We start from the raw sequence: 21,003 nt of genomic DNA, 5'->3' as shown, positions 1-21,003 counted from the left end.
CCCCAGCGAGGAGCCTCGAAGCCACGTCCCGGCCAGGCCGGCCGACGGATCACGACGAAGGGGGCAGGTCCCCCGGTCGGAAGGCGTACAGCGCACGCAGCCTCGCCGTGGTGAGCGCCCGGTAGCCGTGGGCCGCCGCGAGCGTGCGGGCGTCGGGGCCGTAGCCGGCCAGGACCCCTTCCTCGACCGAGGTCGCGGTGGACGCGCTCGCCCAGCCCTGGAGCACGCGCAGGTCGAGGTGCGCCAGCAGGTTGCCCAGGTCCAGCGCCGGGTCCCCGAGCGCCAGGGTGTCGACGTCGAGCATGCCGACCGAGTCCCCGTCGACGAGGAGCTGCTTGTCGTGCAGGTCCCGGTGCAGCAGCGACGGCGCCTCCGGCCGTCCCGCGTCGACGACGCGCGCGGCAGCCGCCGCGATCTCGCGCTCGACCACCGCGGCCTCGCGGGCACCGAGGGCGGCGTGGGTCCGCGCCAGAGCGAGCAGCCCACGGGTCACGTCGACCTCGGACGCGAGGTCGTGGGTCGCCGTGCCCTCCGGCGCGGCGGCCGCCGCGTCGTGGAGGGTGCGGATCGCCCGACCGACGCCCGGCGCCGTGTGCGCAGCGATCATCTCGGGCAGCAGGTCGTGCAGGGGCGTGCCGGGCAGCGTGGTGAGCCGGATCGTGCCGCTCTCCTCGTCCCACGACGTGACGTCGGGAGCGCTCAGGCCGGGCACCGCGGCGGCCGCTCGGGTGCGCCGGACCAGGTCGGCGGTGCGTCCGGGGCGCACGACCTTGGTCCACACCGAACCGCACGGGGCGGGGTCGGTGCGCACCACGGCGCGACGTTCGGGTCGGTGCACGACGAGCTCGGCGCCCGCGTCGATGAGCCGCGCGAGGGGCACCAAGCGCCGGTCCGCTCCCCCGTGGTGCACCACCAGGTGCGCGCCACGGCGCTCGACGAGGTCGGGGGCGACCCGGGCGGTGGCCCGAGCGACCCGCTCGGCCTCGGCCGGGTCGGTGATCCACTGACCGATGACGCGCTGGGCTCCGGCCAGCATGTGGAGGTGCAGCCGGTCGGCGCGTGGGTGGGCCCGCACGAGCGTCAGGCCCATCTCCTCGAGGTCCTCGACGACGGTGGCGAAGGGGGTCATGCCGCGGCCCGATCGCGTGCGAGCTCCCCGGCCAGCTCGACGAGGGCGGTCGTGGTGGCCGGCCAGTCCGGCGCGCCGGCGCGGAAGGGCTCCCCCGCACGCGACAGCAGCGCGAGGGCGGTCCGGGGGCCGAGGTCGTCGCCGGTCCCGGCGGTCCACGTCGTCGCGTGCCCGGAGAGGACGGGGTCGCGCATGCGGTCCAGGAGTCGGCGTGCCCCGGCGCTGCCCGTCGCGGGCAGCTCGGTGAGCGCCGCCTGGGCGAGCAGGCTCGCGACGTCGTCGAGCGGCTGGCCACGGCGCACCCGGTCGAGGTCGATGAGGCCGAGCGAGGACCCGTCGAGCACGACCTGGTCGAGCGAGAAGTCACCGTGGAGCACGGCTCCGGGCCCGGGACGAAGGGCGGCGCGCGCCTCCCCGGCGATGCGCGCGATGTGGGCACCCAGGGCCCCGAGCACCGGCTCGAGCGCCCCGAGGGCGTCGACCCCCACCGGCTCCGGGTCGAGGGTTCCGGCCGGCCCGGACGCGTGCAGCGCACCGAGGGCCGCGCCCAGACGACGCAGTGTCGCGGTGGAAGTGCTCGCCGCCAGCGGTGTCCCGCTCAGGTGCTCCAGGGCGATGAGCCCGCGGCGGTGGGTACCGATGACGCGGGGCAGCCGCATCGACTCGACCGCCGAGGGGTCGACCACCCCGTGCGCGGCGAGGGCGGACTCGAACCCCCTTCGCTCGTAGGCCCGCAGGACCACGTGCTGGCCGGGCTCGACGAGGGACAGGCGACCCACCCACCGACGGGAGGGCTTGTGGGCCAGGGTCTGCGGGCGGGCGTCCCGTGCGGGCGGGTGCCCGCGGTCGGCGAGCCAGTCGTGGACCCGGCCGCTGCGCACCAGCGTCCGCAGGGCCGGGACCCGACGGTCCACCATCGCGTCGACGACGAGCAACCCGTCGTCCGTGCGGTCGAGCAGCACGTCGTCGGGCTCGGTGTCGCGCAGTGCCTTCGCACTCTTCTCCGGCGCAGCCGGGCCCCACGCGTGGGCGATGGCCGCGCGACCGTCGACGTCCACGAGCGCGACCGCACTCGTCCCGGGCTTGTAGCGCACGTAGCTGCGTCGCGTGGGCAGACCGAGCTGCTCGGAGAGGACCTCGTCGTCGAGCAGGGCGCGCAGACCGGGGAGCTGCGGGTCCCGGTCGGCGAGCAGTGCATGGGCCTCAGCCGACTGCATGGAGCGCACCTCCTGCGACCCCGACCTGGTCCTCGTGCCGGGCGAGCACGTCGTCGGGCTTGCCCTGGTCGACCACCCGGCCGGCCTCGATCCACACGAGCCGGTCCGCGGACCGGGCAGCCTCGAGGTCGTGGGTGATGATGATCGTCGTGCGGCCCCGGGTCAGCCGGTCGAGCGCGGCGGTCACCTCGTCCTCGGTCTCCCCGTCAAGACCGGTGGTCGCCTCGTCGAGCACGATGACCGGGGCGTCGCGGACCACGGCGCGGGCGATGGCGATGCGCTGGCGCTGACCGCCGGAGAGCGTCGTGCCCCGCTCCGAGACGACCGTGTCGTAGCCCTGCGGCAGGGCCGTGATGAACTCGTGCGCGCCGGCGATCCGGGCCGCCTCGACGACCTGCTCCATGGTCACCGTGCCGGCACCCTCGGGAGCGCCCATCGCGATGTTGTCGCGGATGCTCGTCGCGAAGAGCAGGCTCTCCTGCAGCACCATGGCGACCTGGCTGCGCACGTCGTGGACGGTGAGGTCCTGCACGTCCCAGCCGTCGAGGCGCACCGCGCCGGAGTCGGGGTCGTGCATGCGCAGGAGCAGCCCGGCGATCGAGGACTTGCCGGCGCCGGACGGGCCGACCACCGCGACCCGCTCCCCTGCGGCGATGCGCAGGTCGACCCCGCGCAGCACCGCGTGACCGGGCACGTAGGAGAGCCACACGTCGCTCAGCTCGACGTGGCCCTGCACCCGGCGACCGGCGCGGGCCCACGAGGCGTCGCGGACCGCCGGTTCGGTCTCGAGGAGGTCGACGACCCGCTCGGCGGAGGCCGCGGCCTGGGCGATGCGGCCGGTGTACTTCGCCAGGTCGCGCATCGGCTTGAAGGCCGCCTTGAGGTAGGTGACGAAGACGACGAGCTCACCCGGCGTCAGCGCGCCGGCGAGCACGCGCTGCGCCCCGACGTAGAGGACGATGGCGGTCGCCAGCCCGACGAGCACGTCGGTGGAGCGCTCGAGTCCGGCGGACAGCTTCTTGGCCTTGACGCCGTCCTTGAGGGTCTTGACGTTGTCGGAGGCGAAGCGGGACTGCATCTCGCTCTCGAGCGTGTAGGCCTGCACGACCTTCATCGACCCCAGCGTCTCGGTGGCCAGGGTCGCGAGGGCCCCCTCCGCCTTGCGCTGCTTGCGCGAGACCGTGTGGATGCGGCTGGTGGCGCGACGTCCGGTGAGGAAGAAGATCGGGAAGACGACGAGCATGCACAGGGCCAGCTGCCAGTCGAGCAGCACGACGACGACGAGCATCGCCGCGAGCGTCAGCACGTTGCCCATGAGGGGAAGGGCGGCGGTCACCGCCACCTCCTTGAGCCGTCCCACGTCGCCGGTGATGCGCTGCACGAGGTCACCGGTGCGCGCCTTGTCGTGGAAGGAGAGGGAGAGCCGCTGCAGGTGGGCGAAGGCGTCAGCGCGCACCGAGGTGAGCAGCCGGTTGCCGGCCAGGGCGAAGCACACGGTCATCGCGTAGTTCGCCGCGGCCCGCACGAGCACGACGCCGAGCAGCCCGAGGCAGGCCAGGACGAGGACCTGCTGGAGGTCCGTCGGCTGCCCCTGCGGCAGGTCGGCGCCCAGCTGGCCGATGACGCCGTCGATGACGAACTTCATCGGCCAGGGCTCGAGCAGCCGCATGACGACCTCGAGGGCCATCGCGGCGCCACCACCGGCGATGAGCGTGCGCTGGGTGCGCAGGTGCGGGCGCACGTGCGGCAGGAGGCGCTTCAGCCCGGGCAGGGCCTGACGCAGCCCCGAGGGCTTGCGTCGCTTGCGCAGGGGGGACTCGCTCATCCCACGCTCCCGAGGAGCTCGTCGCTCAGCGACCTCGTCCGCGTGGGGACGGTGGCCAGGATCCGGTCGACGACCAGGCTCCAGTCGTGACGGGAGACGGCGGCCTCCCGCGCGGCATCGCCGAGCTCGGCACGCAGCCGCGCATCGGTGCGCAGACCGACGATGGCGGCGGCGAGCTCGGTCACGTCGCCCGGGGACACCAGCACGCCGAGCCGACCGGCGTCGAGGACCTGCGAGCAGGGCCCGATGTCGCTGGCGACCACGGGCAGTCCGGCTGCCAGGTACTCGTAGAGCTTGAGCGGGGAGAAGTAGAAGTCGTCCAGCTGCGGGTAGGGGGCGACCGCCACGTCCATCGCGGCGAGCTCGGCCGGGATGTCCTCTGCCGCCACGGCACCCACGAGGTCGACCCGGTCGGCCACCCCGAGAGCGGCCGCCTGCTCCAGGACCGCCGCACGCTGGGGACCGTCACCGACGAGGCGCAGCCGGGTCGCGTCGTCCGTCCGGGCCACCCGGGCGAAGGCGTCGAGCAGCACCTCGATGCCGTGCCAGGGCTTGAGCGTGCCGACGAATCCGATCGTGAAGGGGGTCTGCTCCCCCTTCGCCTGCGGCTGGGCCTCCAGACCCGGCCGGATGTACTGAGTGTCGACCCCGTTGGGCACGACATGGACCTGCTCGTTGGTGGTCCGCTCGGCGACCCAGCGGGCGACGGGCTCGGAGACGGTGACGACCGACCCGGCGGCGTCGAAGGCGCGGCGGGCGATCGCCTCGGCCCCGGACCGGTCGACGAGCACGCGGTGCTCGGCCTGCTCGTCGATCAGGGGCGCGTTGACCTCGAGGACGGAGGCGACGGACTGCGCACGCGCCCAGGCCATCGCGGCGTCGGACCACAGGGAGTAGCGCTCGTACACGAGGTCGAGGGGCGCGTCGTGGTGCAGGGCGGCGAGGACGGCGGAGGCGGCAGCGGCCGACGCCTTGGCCGAGTCCTCGCGCTCGGGCCCCGTCCCGGTGATGCGCGGCAGCTCGTGGACGACCACGCCGTCCAGGCCGCGCGGCACGTCGCCACCGACCCGCGCCGTGACGATGTGGACCTCGCTGCCGCGGCGCAGCAGGTCGCGCACGACCGCATGGACGTGGACGGAGGCACCCTTGCGGCCGAAGACCGGGACGCCGGGGTCGGTGGAGACGTAGGCGACGCGGTTCATGCGACCTCACGCTCCCGGTGGTCGACGGAGCGCGAGGCGATGGCCGTGCGGAAGATGCCCTGCAGCACCACGGCGTGGTCGCGGAAGTCGAAGTCGGCCTCGAGCAGGGCCCGGCCCGCGCGCGCCCAGCGTGCGGCGGCGGTCGGCTCGTCGAGGGTGCGGGCGAGGGCCGCGGCCAGGGCAGCGGGGTCGGCCTCGGGGACGATGAGCCCGGTCTGCTCGTGACGGACGATCTCGGGGATCCCGGTGACGGGGGTGGCCACCACGGGCGTGCCCAGGGCCATGGACTCGAGCAGCACCGTCGGCAGACCGTCGCGGTTGCCGTCCGCGCCGACGACGCACGGTGCCGCGAAGACGTCTGCGGCAGCGACGATCTCGCGCACCTGCGACTGCGGCATCGCGCCGTGCATCGTCACGACGTCGGTCAGGCCGAGGGCGCCGACCTGTGCGCGCAGGACCTGCTCGAGCGGACCGGTCCCGACGAGGTCCAGCCGCACGTCGCGGCCGTCCCGCCGCAGGGCGGCGAAGGCGTCGAGGAGGTCACCGAACCCCTTCTTCTCCACCAGCCGACCGACCGCGGCGACGCGGGCGGGGCCGCGGGTCTCCCCCTTCGTCCCGAAGGGGAATGCCTCCAGGTCGACGCTGTTGTACAGCCGCACCACACGCTCGGCGTCGGCGCCGAACTCGGTCCGCAGGTGGTGCAGGTTGAAGTCGCTGACCGTGACGGTCGTGTGCGCCTCGCGCAGCTTGGTCGCGAGCTCGGCGGGGACGACCTCCTCGTGGAAGATGTCCTTGGCGTGGGCGGTGAAGGAGTACGTGATGCCGGTCAGGCGCGCGGCCAGCCGGGCGACGTCGGCGGCGATCGAGCCGAAGTGGGCGTGCAGGTGCTCCAGTCCGGACCGGCGGATCGCGCCCGCGAGCTCGACAGCGGCCAGCGCGACGTCCTCGGGCGCGGCGAGGAGGGCGGCGAGGTGGTCGGTGACCGTCGGCACGTCAGTGGTCGCGCCGCGCAGGGCGCTCCAGAAGGAGCTCGCCTTGTGCTCGCGCGACAGGTAGGTCACCGGCGCCTGGACCCGGGCGAGCGCCTCGTGGAATCGACCGTCGATGGGCAGGCGCAGGGAGAAGATCTCGACGTGGGTGCCGGCGGCTTCCTGCTGGAGGATCTCGTGGACGATGAACGTCTCGGAGAAGCGGGGGTACATCTTCAGGACGTACCCGACACGGGGCGTGGTGGCGGTCATCAGCTGGCCATCTCCTGGATCTCGTCGAGGTGGGGTGCCGAGGCGGGCTGCAGCTCGGCGAGCAGTCGGGGGACGCGGCGCAGGCCGTCGAGGGCGATGACCTCGCGGTCGCGGTGGCGGGTCGTCGTCACGGCCTCGGCCAGCCAGGCGCAGAGCGCGGCCGGCGTGACCTCGTCCGGGTGAATGGCGTCGACGAGACCGAGCTCGTTCAGGCGCTCGGCGCGCACGAGCTGCTCCTGGCGGGGGCGCACGCGCGGGACGATGAGGGCCGGCACGTCCTCGGTGAGGACCTCGCAGACCGTGTTGTAGCCACCCATGGACACGACCGCCTCCGCGCCGCCGATGAGCTCGACGGTGTTGGTGACGAACTCGCGGACGACGAGGTCGGTGCGCTCCGCGGCGATCTCCTTGAGCCGGAAGCGCAGGGAAGGCTGCATGTACGGGCCGGTGACGATGACACCCGTGTGGCCGGCCGGGTACTCGGCCCGGGCGAACGCCAGTGCGGTGTCGTAGCCGTCCTGCCCGCCGCCGACCATGCACAGCACGTAGGGGCGCGGGACCGGGCCGCGCCGCGGCTCGTCGCGGGGAGCGATCAGTCCCTCGGAGCGACCCTCGGCGAGGTAGCCGGTGTAGCGGATGCGCTCGGCGACCGCGCGCGGCAGGTCGTAGTCCAGGGCGACGTCGACGACGGCCCGGTCGCCGTAGACCCAGACCTCGTCGTAGTGGTCCTGGATCGCCTGCGTCGTGTCAGCGGCGCGCCACTCGCGAGCCGCGGTCAGCGGGTCGTCGAGGATGTCCCGCAGGCCGAGCACGACGCGCGGGCGTCGCCCCGTGGTGTGGCCGCGGATCTCCCTGAGCGCCACGAGCGCCTGCTCGAGCTCACCGTCGAGGCCGCGGGCGACCTTGTCGACGACGACGGTGTCGGGGCGGAAGGCCTGCAGCGCGGTCGTGATGACACCCGAGCGCAGCGCGAGCAGCGCGTCGAGATCCATGGCGAAGGTCGCCGCGGCGTATCCACCGTCGGCGTCCTTGGCCACCGTCGGGACCGTGATGATCTCGGTGTTGGGCGGGAGCGGCAGGGCGGTCGCCTGCGGGGCGCCGGTGAGGATGAGCACGTCCGTGCGCGGCTCCGCGGCGACCATCGCCCCGGCCAGGGCGATGTTGCGACGGATGTGACCGAGTCCCTGGGTGTCGTGGGAGTAGAAGGCGACTCGGCGGCGGGGTGTCGTGTTCACGCACCCCACAGTGGGGGTCGGCTGTGAGGTGAACGTGAAGTGGAGATGAGGAAACCCTCATGGGGCTCCGCGGCGTGTCCTACCGGGTGATCCGGGTCCCGGCGAGTCTGTCGTGCAGCCCGCGGCCGTCGTCGCCGAGGACGATCAGGGCAGGGATGAAGAGGCAGAGCAGGACCGCACGGATCCCGGAGCGAAGGGGGGTGACCCACTCCCCGTGCATCGGCACCACGCGCAGCCCCATGAGCCGGTGACCGAAGGTCGCGCCGCCGAGCGTCACGCCGATCCAGTTGAGCAGGAAGAGGAGGCCGAGCGGGGCGAAGGAAAAGGCCTCCGGGCTCAGCTCGACGACCCGACCGATGAGTCCGTGGACAATGAGCAGGCACGAGACCCAGTCGATGACCAGGGCAATGAGGCGACGACCGAAGGGGGCGCTCCCCCCTTCGTCCTGGGCCGGGGTGGGTCGGGTGCTCGCGCTGCTCACCGGGGCAGCCTATGCGGCCGCGTGGCGGTCGCTCCCACCGCCCGGGACTCCCGGTCGATAGGATCGGGCCCACGAAATGGGACCGCGGTCCCATGTAACACGGGTGAAACATTCGGGTCATGGTCGGGAAACCGAGCGTGCCTACGGTTTCACCAACAGTTGAAGCGGCGGGTCAGAGCGGCCGGCCGCCCCCACCCCAGGAGGATGGTTTGTTCAGCTCCCCTGACGAGGTTCTTGAGTTCATCAAGGCCGAGGACGTCAAGTTCGTCGACATCAGGTTCTGCGACCTGCCCGGCATCATGCAGCACTTCAACGTGCCGGCCGACTCGATCGACGAGGACTTCTTCATTGAGGGCCAGATGTTCGACGGGTCCTCGATCCGCGGCTTCCAGGCCATCCACGAGTCCGACATGAAGCTCGTCCCGGACATCAAGACCGCCTACCTGGACCCCTTCCGCGAGGAGAAGACGCTCATCGTCAACTTCTCGATCGTCGACCCCTTCACCGGTGAGCAGTACAGCCGCGACCCGCGCAACGTCGCGGCCAAGGCCGAGGCCTACCTCAAGTCGACCGGCATCGCCGACACCGCCTACTTCGGCGCCGAGGCCGAGTTCTACGTCTTCGACGACGTGCGCTTCGACACCCAGCCGCAGGGCTCCTACTACTTTGTTGACTCGATCGAGGCCAAGTGGAACTCCGGTCGCAAGGAGGAGGGCGGCAACCAGGGCTACAAGACGGCCATGAAGGGCGGCTACTTCCCCGTGCCGCCGGTGGACCACTTCGCCGACCTGCGCGACAAGATCTGCCTGAACATGAAGACCGTCGGCCTCGAGGTCGAGCGCGCCCACCACGAGGTCGGCTCCGCGGGCCAGCAGGAGATCAACTACAAGTTCAACACCCTGCTGCAGTCCGGCGACGACATCATGAAGTTCAAGTACGTCGTCAAGAACACGGCCTGGCAGGAGGGCCGCACGGCCACCTTCATGCCGAAGCCGATCTTCGGCGACAACGGCTCGGGCATGCACACCCACCAGTCTCTGTGGAAGGACGGCGAGCCGCTCTTCTACGACGAGCAGGGCTACGGCGGCCTGTCCGACATCGCCCGCTGGTACATCGGTGGCCTGCTCAAGCACGCCCCCGCGCTGCTCGCCTTCACCAACCCGACGGCCAACAGCTACCACCGCCTGGTGCCGGGCTTCGAGGCCCCGATCAACCTCGTGTACTCCGCGCGCAACCGCTCGGCGTGCATCCGCATCCCGATCGCGGGCAACTCCCCCAAGGCCAAGCGCGTCGAGTTCCGCATCCCGGACCCGTCGAGCAACCCGTACCTGTGCTTCGCCGCCCAGCTCATGGCCGGCATCGACGGCATCAAGAACCGCATCGAGCCCCCGGAGCCGGTCGACAAGGACCTCTACGAGCTGCCCCCGGAGGAGCACGAGGCCATCGAGCAGGTCCCGACCTCGCTCCCCGAGGTGCTCAAGGCACTCGAGGCCGACCACGAGTTCCTCCTCGAGGGCGACGTCTTCACCCAGGACCTCATCGACACCTGGATCCAGTGGAAGTACGAGAACGAGGTGCTCCCCCTCCAGGTGCGCCCCCACCCGCACGAGTTCGAGATGTACTTCGACATCTGATCACGCACGGCGCCGAAGGGGCCTCTGACCTGCATGTTTGCAGTGTCAGAGGCCCTTTCGCTTAGCCCACCCGCCCATATGCCGCACGAATCGTTGTGTGGCCGCAAGTTGCTCTTGGCCGTTGATGCCAAACCGTTGTCCGTCTTGGGAGTAGCGCGGCAGGTCTTCTGGAGAAGATTGCGAGCGAAGAGGAAGCAGAGCAGGAGAAGTAGGTCAGTGAGTCCGATGGAATCAGAGGACCATGAGGTCGCACTCATCAGCGACGGTGATGGATTAGCGGTCATCGGGGAGCCCAAGGCTGTGGACGCATTCTTGAAGTCGAACGGCCTGTGGGGTCACTCCAGAAGTTTCGACCTGCGGCGATTGAAGTCACTCCTCGCCGTCGGGTCTGATCTCGCGCAGGCAGCCTCCGAGTACTCAGCCAACTCCGGCCGCTGGATCAAGCTGACGGAGGAGTCGGCCAAGCTCGTGAAGCAGCACGGGCTCATACCGACGAAAGCAACCAACGTCAGCCACCTCATGGTGGGCATCCCCGGGAAGGTCACAAGCTGGCTGCAGACTGAACAAGGAGCCGGATCGCTCCTGACAAATCCTGCGGCACTGTCAGGTATCGCTGGCCTGATGGCCCAGGTCGCCGGCCAGCAAGCGATGGCGGACATCGTTTCGTATCTCGACCAGATCGATACCAAGGTCGACGAGGTCCTCCAAAAGGTGGACGGCACTGTCCTCAAAGATTTGCGCGGCGCCCGGTTCCAGATCCGGCGCGCTATGACAATGAGGGACCAGGAGGGCCGAGTCACCGGTGACGCTTGGTCCGAGGTCCAGAACGTCTCCGGAAAACTCGCGGATGTTCAGGGCTATGCCCTCTTGCAGCTTGAGGCCAGCGCCAAGAAGCTGGAGAACGCCAAAAGTGTGCATGGGCTCGCCACAGAAGCCGAGGAGGCCAAGCCGGAGGTTCAACAGTGGCTCGCCGTCCTGGCCGAAACCTTCCAGTTGCAGGAAGCTTTCGATGTCTTGGCACTGGACAAGGCGATGGATGAGTCGTCGGAGGTCCTGGATGCTCGGCGCCAAGGCCTCCAAGCAGATCGGGTCCACCGCCTCGAACTCCTTACTGGGCACATCGAAGAATTGCTAGTCCGGATGGACTCAGCAGTTGCCCGGGCAAACAAGCGCTTGCCGCTGACGCGCGACAAGTCACTGTCCATCATCGACTCCGGGAACCGCGTTGCTGCCCGAGTCCACGAGTTCCAAGAACTGCTCGGCATCGAGGCGCCCCGGCAAACGTGGGAGCCCCGCAAACTGCCCCCAGTTGCCGACTTCGGGTCGAAGACGATCCAGAAGACGAAGGACGCGGCGCCTATCGCAGCAGTCGGTGTGATGGCGATCGGCACGGTGGCCATCAGAAGAGGTAAGTGATTTGGCGGCTACCCGACGTAAGGGTGGCGTTCTCCCATTACCGCGGAGATGCAGCAAGAGATCCGTCACGGGCGACTCGACATAGTTCGTACCAACGGCGGACGGCATCCGGCCGTGGCGCAGGAGAATGGACTGTCGAAAATCCCACAGGCATCCGACCAGACATGATTCCGCATCTGAGCCGAGTCTCTCTGGTAGAGGTGCGAGGCCGTGCACGGCCGAGCCTCGACACCACATCTGAGCTTGAAGGGGTTGTCAGCAGATCGCCGCGGAGGAGACGGTCCTCCCGGGGTCGACCCCCTCCAACTGGTTGTCGATCTGCCCCTGCAGGCTCACCTGCACCCTGATGTCCTGGACTTCGAGCTCCAAGAGCCGTGGGGACGACGCGGTGACCTCGCCTCGGGTGGCTGCTTCGTTGATCTGTCTGACTTCGGCGCGCGCGATCGACCGCTGTTCATCGCTCCAAAGGGACCGGAACCTCAGACGAAGGCCGTCCTCGGGGACGAGGTCACAATCGTTCCACGGCGGCCGAGGACGCCAGGTCGTCGCCGCATCCATTTCCGCGGCCCAGTCCTCGCCATTCATCTGGAGAGGCACCTCGTCCTGCTTGTCCCCCGCCAGCATGCGCTTGGCGTGCTTGACCGCCCTGACGGCGCCCTTCCCCGGCACGGCAGCCCGCAGTGAGACACCGGCTTCGACGTAGTCGCCCTCGATCGCGTACCAGGTGGCGTTGACAGCGATAGCAGTCGCACCGATCGCCATGAAGGGCATGGGAACGAAACTTGCGAACGTCAAGAGGTCCAGAGCTGTGTGACCCCACGTCTGGACGACTCTCCACACCGCTTGACCGGCTGCCTTGAGGCACTGAACGTAGGTGCCGGGATGCTTCGTGCAGCGATCTCGTTGGACTACTGATTCGGCCAGAGCGTGGACCACGGCAGCGTCACGCGCAGGGCTGGGCACCTTGGCATCAGGCGGCGTGTCGTCGGTGGACATGTTGCCTCGGTCGGACACGACCGCGGACGACAGGGCGGTCAGGGCAGTGGTCACCCCGACGCTCTCACCGCCCTCCCCTCGCGGGAACGAGTGCTCGAAGAGCACAAAGTGGGCAAACCGCCCGAGCGAATAGTTGGCCCCCTCGACCTTCATCGTTCCCGGCAGGAACTGCGTGAACGCCCACTCGCTCGCGCTCGAGTTGGCCGTGAGAGCAGCCATCAGGGCGACGATCCCGTCGGTGAGGTATGCACCGGAGGGGGCCGGTGTATAGCCGATGTCGTCGTCGGGCTCGGCGTCCGGCCACGCGTCCTCCCCTTCGGCACGATCGAAGTCGTGGAAGCCACGGGTGACGTCCTGCAGGAACCCATCCGACCAATAGCCGCGAGAGAGCACCAGCAGGAGATTGGAGCGGTTGGCTGTGTCCTGCCGCTCCCGCTTCTTGCCCTCGAAGTCGAAGAACCCATCGTGGGCGCCGTACAGCTGCGTCGGCCTCGTCATGGCCGTGATGAAGTCCGACGTCCACTGCTCCGGCAGGGCACGGGGTCCTGTCCCGTGTGTGGCCAGGGCCAGGGCCCCCGCCACGTCGGTCAGCACCAACTCGAACTTCGCGGGGTCGACACCGGGTGCGAAGGGCCGATCCTCGCTGTCACCCGCGACGGACGCGAGCCCATCCCCCAGGTCGCGAGGTGTCACCTCTGTGGCGAAGTAGTAGGCGAACTCTGCACTGCCACGATGGGCGACCAGATGCTCGTGGGCCGCTGCAAGGTCGCCCCCCTGTAGTGCCCTCGCCGCTGCCCGCGCGTCCGCGCGAGGTCCCCAGAGGTGCTCACGGAACGCGTACGCACCCATGAGCGAGAGGACGACGGCAACAACCAGAACGAACCCCACGGCCCTCAACGTGCGCGGACGATCTCCGTGCCTGTCACGGTCAGCGCGTGTCGGAGAGTCCCCACGCCGGCCACGACTCCCTCGCACAACTCTCCCCACGGCCTACTCCTGATTTCCTCGCCCGAACGTCGGGTAGCGTCGCGTGAGTGCACCCACACGAGAGTCAAAGATAGGACCGTCCTCCGACAATGCGTCAGGACCTGGCTGGAGAATGACGCCCCGCTGCGCCGACCCGTCCTGAGTGCCCGCGCTGCCCGGTGAGCCAGGCGGCTCTGCCAAGTCCTGCACACCACCACCTGATGGACGCGTGGGCGAGGGGGACTCCAGGTGCAATCGGTGGCTGTTTCGACCACACCGTGCACCGGGAGTCCCCTTTGTGCACGGCGCCTCGCCCCCGACAGCCGCCTCAGACGCCCTTGCCGATGATCGCCCACGGCTCGTCGGTGCTCTCGCGCACCAGGACATAGCCCCACGCCGTGGGCAAGGGGGTGGCCGTAGCGACACGCTTCACGCGACCGGCTCATCTCCACCGGCACGTACACGGCGGCCGGTAGTGCTGCGCCTGTGTGGGACGCGACCACTCACGGTGACGTGATGATGACGTCCTCGGGCTTGGCGTCGGCGGTCGGTCCGGCACACGTCCGCGATGCATTTCGACATTTGAGCCGAACCGGGCGCCAGCGACGTACAGGTCAGATGTCGAGAGGCAACGCAGTGACATCTGGGCCGCGGGTAACGCCGTGCCATGGCCGCCGATCGATCCTTGCGAGACCCGCATCCTGACGCTTGTCGATACTATCGCGCGACGTTACTATTGGAGAGTGATCCGGTCCTTCAAGAACGGCCATCACAGAGAAGGTGTGGAACCGCGAGCACGTTCGCGCACTCGGACCCGAACTACAACGCGCCGCACAGAAGAAGCTGCGCCTCCTCAACGCGGCCTCCGAACTGAACAGTCTGCGGGTGCCGCCCGGCAACCGCTTGGAGAAACTGGTCGGCGACCGGGCCGGCCAACACTCCATCCGCATCAATGACCAATACCGCATCTGCTTCGTCTGGACCGATAACGGCGCGGACGATGTCGAGATCACCGACTACCACTGAGAGGAGCACCGGTCATGGCTGAGACGAGCAAGGCACACGCCCCGATCACACCCGGCGAGATCCTGCTGACCGAGTTCTTGGAGCCTCTGGGCATCACGCAATACCGCCTCGCCCAAGCGACCGGGCTCCCCCAGACCCGGATCAGCGAGATCGTGCGCGGCAAGCGAGCAATCACCACCGACACCGCACTGCGCCTCTCGAAGGCCCTCGGCGTCGACGACCGCTTCTGGATCAACATCCAGATCGACTACGACCTGGAGATCGAGCACGACAAGCATGGGGCCGAGCTGGCCAAGGTGACCGCACTCGTGGCGAGCTGACGTCGCTCATCCGTGCACCAGGAGTCCCACGTCGTGGGCAAGGCGTGCCCGGACCGACCCGTCTCAGGCGACCAGCTCATCTCAACCGGGACGTACGCGTACGGATCCACCGGGTCCCCTCCCTTCGTCGCCCCCGTGGATCCGCTGCAGACGGTCCAACACCTCAGGCAAAACGCCGACGAGCTTTGACGAGGAGACCCCCTGTGCCCGACTTCCGCGGAGGGAGGAGAGTGGAGGGATGACGAAGCGACGCGTCCTCATCACCGGTTCGACAGGCGGAGTGGGCACCGTCCTCACACAGCGACTGGGCGATCGGTACGAGGTCATCGGCCACGGCCGCGAGGCGGACCCGGAGGCCGACCCGGTGGTCCGCGGGGCTGACCTGGTCGACTACGACGCGGTCCTGGCAGCCATGGAGGGCATCGACACCGTCGTCCACCTCGCTGGTGCCGCCTCGCCCGAAGCCTCTTGGGGCGCCGTGCTCGACGCCAACATCATCGGCACCCGCAACGTCCTGGAGGCCGCGCGCGTCGCCGGGGTGCGGCGGGTCGTCTTCGCCTCGTCGAACCACGCGATGGGCATGTACGACCGGCTCGAGGAGTGGCCGGTCTACCCCGGCACGCCGCCTCGTGCCGACTCGCTCTACGGGGTGTCCAAGGTCTTCGGCGAGACGCTCGGGCGGTACTACTTCGACGAGTACGGACTGTCCTTCATCGCGTTGCGGATCGGCTGGGTCACCGGCGACCCCACGATCGTCGACACCGATGTCCTCCACGCGATGTGGCTCAGTGAGGCCGACGCCGCACAGGTCGTGCGATGCGCGATCGAAGCCGAGACCCCCTTCGGCATCTACTACGCGATCTCCGACAACCCCAATCGTCGGTGGTCGATGACCAACACGATGCTCGAGCTCGGGTACCGGCCGCAGGACTCGTGGGCGGACGAGGCGCCCGCCGACGAGCCCGTCGTCGAGGGCGGCCAGACCGTCGACGACGACTGGCCGAAGGGGTCGTGAGCCGCCCTGACAGGATGGCGCCATGAGCCGCATCACGTGCCCGGTCCTCAGTTCCCGCGTCACGACAGCGGAGGCCGCAGCCGAGCAGATCCACCCCGGTGACAACGTCGGGATGAGCGGGTTCACCGGAGCCGGGTACCCCAAGGCGCTCCCCCAGGCCCTGCACGATCGGATGGTCGCCGCCCGTGCGCGGGGTGAGGACTTCCGGATCGGACTGTGGACGGGTGCGTCGACCGCGCCGGACGCGGACGGGATCCTCGCGCAGGCCCGTGGCGTGAGCAGCCGACTGCCGTACAACTCCGACCCGGCGATGCGCAAGCTCATCAACTCCGGCGAGGTCGACTACGTCGACGCGCACCTGAGCCACTCGGCGCAGCACATGTGGTTCGGCTTCTACGGCAACCTCGACGTGGCCGTCGTGGAGGTCGCGGCCATCCTGCCCAACGGCCTGCTCGTGCCGAGCAGCTCGGTCGGCAACAACAAGACATGGCTCGACCAGGCCGACCGAGTCATCCTCGAGGTCAACCACTGGCAGCCGCGCGAGTTCGAGGGGTTCCACGACGTCTACTACGGCGCCGCGCTGCCGCCCCACCGGCGCCCGATCCAGCTGACCGACCCGATGCAGCGCATCGGCGACCCGTACCTGCGCGTCGACCCGGCGAAGGTCGTCGCCGTCGTCGAGACCGATCGCCCGGACCGCAACTCCCCCTTCAGCCCACCCGACGAGACCTCCCGGGCCATCGCCGGCCACGTCCTCGACTTCCTGCGGCACGAGGTCACGGCCGGGCGGATGCCCACTTCGCTCCTGCCGCTGCAGTCCGGTGTCGGCAACGTCGCCAACGCCGTCCTCGCGGGTCTGGACGGCAGCGAGTTCACCGACCTCGTCGCCTTCACCGAGGTCCTCCAGGACGGGCTGCTCGACCTGCTCGACAGCGGGACGATCCGCGCGGCCTCGGCGACCTCCTTCGGCCTCTCGGACGTCGGCGTCCGGCGGTTCCTCGACAACATCAGCAGCTACAAGGGGCGGATCCTGCTGCGCAGCGAGGAGATCTCTAACCACCCCGAGCTCGTGCGCCGGCTCGGCGTCATCGCGATGAACGGGATGATCGAGGCCGACATCTACGGCAACGTCAACTCCACCCACATCGCCGGCAGCCAGATCATGAACGGCATCGGCGGCAGCGGCGACTTCACTCGCAATGCCTTCCTCAACTTCTTCCTCACCCCGTCCACGGCGAAGGGAGGGCAGGTCTCCGCCTTCGTCCCGATGGCCAGCCACGTCGACCACACCGAGCATGACGTGCAGATCATCGTCAGCGAGCACGGACTGGCCGACCTGCGTGGCCTGTCACCGCGCGCCCGGGCCCCGCGGATCATCAACAACTGCGCCGACCCGACCTTCCGGCCCGCACTGCTCGACTACTTCGAGCGAGCCCAGGCGGCTCGGCCGCAGGCCAGACACACCCCGCACCTGCTGGGCGAGGCGCTCAGCTGGCACCAGCGGTTCGTCGAGACCGGGAGCATGAGCTGACGCGAGGTCGCGTGGGCAAAGGGGACTCCTGGGGCAATCGGTGGCTGTTTCGGCCACGTCGTGCACCAGGAGTCCCCTTTGTGCACAGCGCCCCGCCCGACAGCTGCCTCAGACGCCCATGTCGATGATCGCCCACGGCTCGTCCGTGCTGTCGCGCACCAGGACGTAGCCCCACGTCGTGGGCAACGGGTGCCCGTACCGACCCGTCTCACGCGACCAAGTCATCTCGACCGGGACGTACACGGCGTGCCGGTGGTGCTGAGCCTGCGTGCCGGGCCGCGACCACTCACGGTGCGGGGTGATGGTGAAGTCCTCGAGCGCGCGGTCGTGGCCCATGAACGAGTCCGTCCAAGTCGGCATGAGGTACTCGTCGCGCAGCAGGATGGTGTGCATCGTGCTCCGGTCCCGGGCGCGCATCGCGTCGACGTAGGTCTGGACGACTTCCTCGGGCGTGGAGCCAGCGGTCGGGTCCGGCACGTCGTCGCTGGGGCCCACCCGGAGGTACAACGCGACACAGGCGAGCGCCAGCACGATCGCGATGCCGCACACGGTCCTGCGCTTCGTCGCCCCCATAGGGCAAAGGTAGTGGGTGAGGGGGTCTCGAGGCTCAGGCGCGGGCGCCTTCGCACCTCGACCACCGTAGGACGAGGGGGCGAAGAGGGTCTCGAAGCGTCTCAGGCGCGGGCGCCTTCGCACCTCGACCAGCGTCGGGTGAGAGCGGCCCCTTCGAGACGGTCGCTGCGCGACCTCCTCAGGGAGCGTGGGGGACGAAGGTGAGAGACTGCGCCCGGTGAGCAGTGTGTGGACGGCGCGGGGCATGCCCGCGCTCCTGTGGGCGACCTTCCTGGGGTTCAGCGGCTTCGCCGTCCTCATGCCCGTCGCTCCCCTCTGGGCGGTGCACGGCGGCGCGGACGAAGGCGGCGCCGGCCTGGTCAACGGTGTCCTGCTGCTCGTCACGGTCCTGACGCAGTTCACCGTGCCGGCGATGCTGCGGCGCTTCGGTTGGGGGCCGTCGCTGGCCGTCGGGCTGGTCCTGCTCGGGGCGCCCTCGCTCGGCTTCATCGCCAGCGACTCCCTCCCTTCGGTCCTCGCGCTGTCCGCCGTGCGCGGCGTCGGCTTCGGCATCCTCACGGTGACCGGCAGCGCCGCGGTCGCCGAGCTGTCCGACCCACGCACCCGCGGCAAGGCGGTCGGCGCCTACGGCCTGGCCATCGCCGGGCCGCAGGTCGTGCTGCTCCCCCTCGGCTCGTGGGTCGCCGAGACGGTGAGCTTCCCCATCGTCTTCGCCGTCGGCGCGCTCCCCCTGCTCGGCGTGCCCGCGGCCCTCGCCCTCGGTCGGGTGCTCGACGAGTTCCCCCAGCACGAGTCGAGCCGGGTGGCCGGCGGACCCAGCACCGCACGGGCGTCCCTCACCCTGCTGCGCCCCATGATCCTGCTGCTCGGCGTGACGATCGCGGGCGGCGCGGTGCTCACCTTCGGCCCGCAGATGGTGCGCGACCCCGCGGTCGTCATCCCCGCCTTGGCGCTCATGGAGCTCATGGCCGCGATCTTCCGCTGGTGGATCGGCGGCGTCGCGGACCGGTTCGGCGCGGAACGGTTCCTCGCCCCCTTCGTCCTGCTCACCGTCCTGGGTGTCGGCGCGATCGCCTGGGCCGTCGACGAGCAGTCCGTGCCCGTCCTGCTGCTCGGCGCGCTGCTGCTCGGCAGTGCCTACGGCGCGCTGCAGAACCTCACCCTCGTCATCTCCTTCGCCTCGGTCACGCGGCGCCACATCGGCCTGGCCAGCTCGATCTGGAACGTCGGCTTCGACCTCGGCTCGGGCATCGGCTCGGTCGTCGTCGGGGCCATCGCGGTCGGCTACGACTTCCCGACCGCGCTGCTCGTCACCGCGGCCTTCGCGCTGGTGACGCTGCCGCTCGCGTTGGTGCGGTTGCGGCGCTGAGGGGCTTCGAGACGGTCGCTACGCGACCTCCTCAGCCAGCGTGTTCGTCCGTTGCGCCCCTCCTCACACCTCGACCCACGTGCGGTCGCGAAGGGGAGTCCTCCCCTTCGCTCTGGCCCTGCCGGGCGTGAAAGGATCGACCCACGCCAGCACCACGAAGGGGATTGGGTTGAGTACAGGGGCACAGCAGTTCATGAACGCTGCCCGGCAGGTCGCGGACGCGGCCGGCTACGGGCAGCAGGCAGACCAGTTGATGGAGCGGGCGCAGGGCGCCGGCTTCGACCTCAACGCGCGGGACTTCCCCGCGGCCCGGGGCGAAGGGGGGTCCGCCGGTACCCGGATCAACGCCGAGCACGTCTCGCTCGACGACGCGGCCGAGGCGCTCAGCCGCAGCCGGTACGAGATGGGCGCGAGCGGTCCCGTGCACGTCATCACGCCGATGGTCATGCCCAAGGGCCGCCGGCTCAAGGCGATGCTGCCGGTCATCCTCCTGGTGATCATCGGGTTCGTCGGCTCGATCTTCCTGCTGCCGTTCGACATGAGCCTGCAGGTCTTCGGCCCGCACTACTGGGTGCTCGTCCTCGCCGTCGCCGCCTTCATGTGGTGGCGCCAGGGCATGGTCATGGTGCCCGAGGGCTGCACCGCCCTGATCAGCCGATTCGGCAAGGTCGAGGCCGAGGTCGGCCCGGGCCGGGTGACGCTGTGGAACCCGTGGAAGCGGGTCTCCTACATCGTCAACACCACGCGCGAGTACCCCTTCAACGCGCCGATCCGCTCGGCACCGACGAAGTCCGGCGTCCAGGCCTCCGTCGACCTCTTCCTCCAGTTCCGCATCGTCAGCGCGCGCGAGTTCGTCTTCGTCCTCGGTGCCGTCCAGGGCTTCCAGGACAAGCTGAACAACGCGATCTCCGAGACGACCCGCTCGCTGATCTACGAGCAGGAGGCCTCTGGCATCTACGACCTCGTCGGTGAGAGCACCGCGCGGCTGCTCGAGCAGCTCAACGCGCAGTTCGCCCCCGCGGTCGAGCTGACGACGGCCAACATCACGCACGCCGAGCCGTCCGCGCAGGAGTACCGCATGGACCTCGCGGCACCGGAGATGATCCGCGTGGCCAAGGAGGCCTACACCTACGACTACGAGCTGGGGCTGAAGAAGGAGCAGAACGAGGGTGACCTCAACAAGGACCTCGCCTCGCTCAACGAGAACCTCTCCGGCATCCAGGCCGACATCGCCCGCTACCAGGCGCAGATGGACACCGCCCTCGAGCGGGAGACCAACCGCGCCGAGGCCGTCGCCCGCCAGCGTTTCGTCGAGTCCGAGTCCGAGGCCAACGCCAACGCGGCGCTCCTCGAGGCGCAGGCCCTCGACATCCGCGCGCTGAGCGCGGCCCTGGCCCCCGAGATCCTCGACTACCGCTACCAGCAGGACATGCTGGACAAGATGGAAGGGGTCTCCGGCTCCCTCCCTCAGATCGTGCGGGTCGGCGAGGAGTCCGAGGGCGTGGACTACCTGCAGATCGCCCGACAGCTCGTCGGCGGGCAGGACGCCCAGCTCTTCACCGCCGAGGACATGGAGGCAATCCGCTCCCGTCAGGCCGACATCGCCTCCCGCGTCTCCGCGCGCGAGGCCGAGATCGCCGACCTGCTCCAGGCGCCGGAGGAGACCGACATCGAGATCCTCCCGGTGTCCGAGTCCGAGACCGACGGCGAGGGCGCCCAGCGCCTCGACGAGATCCGCCAGTCGGTGACCGACGAGAGCGTCACCGAGGCCCTCGGCGAGGTGAGCACCTCCGGCGACCCGAGCGTCGCCGAGCCGACGGGGCCCGC

General features: G+C 69.8%; 17 protein-coding genes. 8 read left to right on the top strand and 9 right to left on the bottom strand.

Annotated elements, in window-relative coordinates:
- Positions 1-49 precede the first annotated feature (49 nt).
- From JAN01S_RS13655 to JAN01S_RS13625, 7 genes are all read right to left on the bottom strand, one after another.
- Positions 50-1,129, bottom strand: a complete 1,080-nt coding sequence (locus JAN01S_RS13655) for a phosphotransferase family protein (RefSeq protein ID WP_068319168.1) — start codon at positions 1,127-1,129, stop codon at positions 50-52.
- Entirely contained in the window at positions 1,126-2,346 is a 1,221-nt protein-coding gene (locus tag JAN01S_RS13650; protein WP_157075758.1) for a phosphotransferase, read from the bottom strand. Before JAN01S_RS13650 ends, JAN01S_RS13655 begins: the two co-directional genes overlap by 4 nt.
- Positions 2,333-4,171 carry an ABC transporter ATP-binding protein gene (locus tag JAN01S_RS13645; RefSeq protein ID WP_068319166.1) on the bottom strand — a complete coding sequence of 613 codons (1,839 nt, stop codon included), beginning with the start codon at positions 4,169-4,171 and terminating at the stop codon, positions 2,333-2,335. Before JAN01S_RS13645 ends, JAN01S_RS13650 begins: the two co-directional genes overlap by 14 nt.
- Complete coding sequence (locus tag JAN01S_RS13640; RefSeq protein WP_068319165.1) at positions 4,168-5,373, bottom strand: glycosyltransferase family 4 protein; 1,206 nt, start codon at positions 5,371-5,373, stop codon at positions 4,168-4,170. Before JAN01S_RS13640 ends, JAN01S_RS13645 begins: the two co-directional genes overlap by 4 nt.
- The gene (locus tag JAN01S_RS13635) at positions 5,370-6,614 is read right to left on the bottom strand and encodes a glycosyltransferase (RefSeq protein ID WP_068319164.1); all 1,245 of its coding nucleotides are present in this window, start codon (positions 6,612-6,614) and stop codon (positions 5,370-5,372) included. Before JAN01S_RS13635 ends, JAN01S_RS13640 begins: the two co-directional genes overlap by 4 nt.
- Positions 6,614-7,849 carry a glycosyltransferase family protein gene (locus JAN01S_RS13630; protein WP_068319163.1) on the bottom strand — a complete coding sequence of 412 codons (1,236 nt, stop codon included), beginning with the start codon at positions 7,847-7,849 and terminating at the stop codon, positions 6,614-6,616. Before JAN01S_RS13630 ends, JAN01S_RS13635 begins: the two co-directional genes overlap by 1 nt.
- Positions 7,850-7,928: 79 nt before the next feature.
- Positions 7,929-8,330 carry an RDD family protein gene (locus tag JAN01S_RS13625; RefSeq protein ID WP_068319162.1) on the bottom strand — a complete coding sequence of 134 codons (402 nt, stop codon included), beginning with the start codon at positions 8,328-8,330 and terminating at the stop codon, positions 7,929-7,931.
- A gap of 209 nt (positions 8,331-8,539) precedes the next feature.
- On the opposite strand from JAN01S_RS13625, the gene glnA reads away from it, so the two are divergent.
- Together glnA and JAN01S_RS13615 are read left to right on the top strand one after the other, a co-directional pair.
- Complete coding sequence (gene glnA, locus JAN01S_RS13620) at positions 8,540-9,964, top strand: type I glutamate--ammonia ligase (protein WP_068319161.1); 1,425 nt, start codon at positions 8,540-8,542, stop codon at positions 9,962-9,964.
- Positions 9,965-10,180: 216 nt separating this feature from the next.
- Positions 10,181-11,380: a hypothetical protein gene (locus tag JAN01S_RS13615; protein WP_157075757.1), complete on the top strand. Its 1,200-nt coding sequence runs from the start codon at positions 10,181-10,183 to the stop codon at positions 11,378-11,380.
- A 255-nt stretch (positions 11,381-11,635) separates the two neighbouring features.
- Here JAN01S_RS13615 and JAN01S_RS13610 read toward each other — a convergent pair whose 3' ends face one another.
- Positions 11,636-13,264, bottom strand: a complete 1,629-nt coding sequence (locus tag JAN01S_RS13610; RefSeq protein ID WP_068319159.1) for a hypothetical protein — start codon at positions 13,262-13,264, stop codon at positions 11,636-11,638.
- Between the two features lie 858 nt (positions 13,265-14,122).
- On the opposite strand from JAN01S_RS13610, the gene JAN01S_RS16725 reads away from it, so the two are divergent.
- The 4 genes from JAN01S_RS16725 to scpC all read left to right on the top strand — a co-directional run bounded on the left by JAN01S_RS16725 (position 14,123) and on the right by scpC (position 17,234).
- The gene (locus JAN01S_RS16725) at positions 14,123-14,368 is read left to right on the top strand and encodes a type II toxin-antitoxin system RelE/ParE family toxin (protein ID WP_084360267.1); all 246 of its coding nucleotides are present in this window, start codon (positions 14,123-14,125) and stop codon (positions 14,366-14,368) included.
- Positions 14,369-14,382: 14 nt separating this feature from the next.
- On the top strand, positions 14,383-14,688 hold the full coding sequence (locus JAN01S_RS13600) for a HigA family addiction module antitoxin (protein ID WP_068319157.1): 306 nt from the start codon (positions 14,383-14,385) through the stop codon (positions 14,686-14,688).
- A gap of 238 nt (positions 14,689-14,926) precedes the next feature.
- Positions 14,927-15,703, top strand: a complete 777-nt coding sequence (locus tag JAN01S_RS13595) for an NAD-dependent epimerase/dehydratase family protein (RefSeq protein ID WP_068319156.1) — start codon at positions 14,927-14,929, stop codon at positions 15,701-15,703.
- Between the two features lie 22 nt (positions 15,704-15,725).
- On the top strand, positions 15,726-17,234 hold the full coding sequence (scpC, locus tag JAN01S_RS13590; protein WP_068319155.1) for a succinyl-CoA:acetate CoA-transferase ScpC: 1,509 nt from the start codon (positions 15,726-15,728) through the stop codon (positions 17,232-17,234).
- 108 nt (positions 17,235-17,342) lie between these two features.
- On the opposite strand, the gene JAN01S_RS13585 is transcribed toward scpC, so the two are convergent.
- The gene (locus JAN01S_RS13585) at positions 17,343-17,807 is read right to left on the bottom strand and encodes a hypothetical protein (RefSeq protein ID WP_068319154.1); all 465 of its coding nucleotides are present in this window, start codon (positions 17,805-17,807) and stop codon (positions 17,343-17,345) included.
- 217 nt (positions 17,808-18,024) lie between these two features.
- Between JAN01S_RS13585 and JAN01S_RS13580 the strand changes: the two genes are divergently transcribed.
- Both JAN01S_RS13580 and JAN01S_RS13575 read left to right on the top strand, forming a co-directional pair.
- Entirely contained in the window at positions 18,025-19,176 is a 1,152-nt protein-coding gene (locus JAN01S_RS13580; RefSeq protein ID WP_244884850.1) for an MFS transporter, read from the top strand.
- 169 nt (positions 19,177-19,345) lie between these two features.
- A partial coding sequence (locus JAN01S_RS13575; protein WP_244884849.1) for an SPFH domain-containing protein occupies positions 19,346-21,003 on the top strand: 1,658 nt, incomplete at its 3' end.

The sequence above is a fragment of the Janibacter anophelis NBRC 107843 genome, from assembly GCF_001570945.1.
In the GTDB taxonomy this organism is placed as follows: domain Bacteria; phylum Actinomycetota; class Actinomycetes; order Actinomycetales; family Dermatophilaceae; genus Janibacter; species Janibacter anophelis.
Note: the sequence above shows the minus strand (reverse complement) of the source record. Positions and strands in the feature narration are given on the sequence as shown.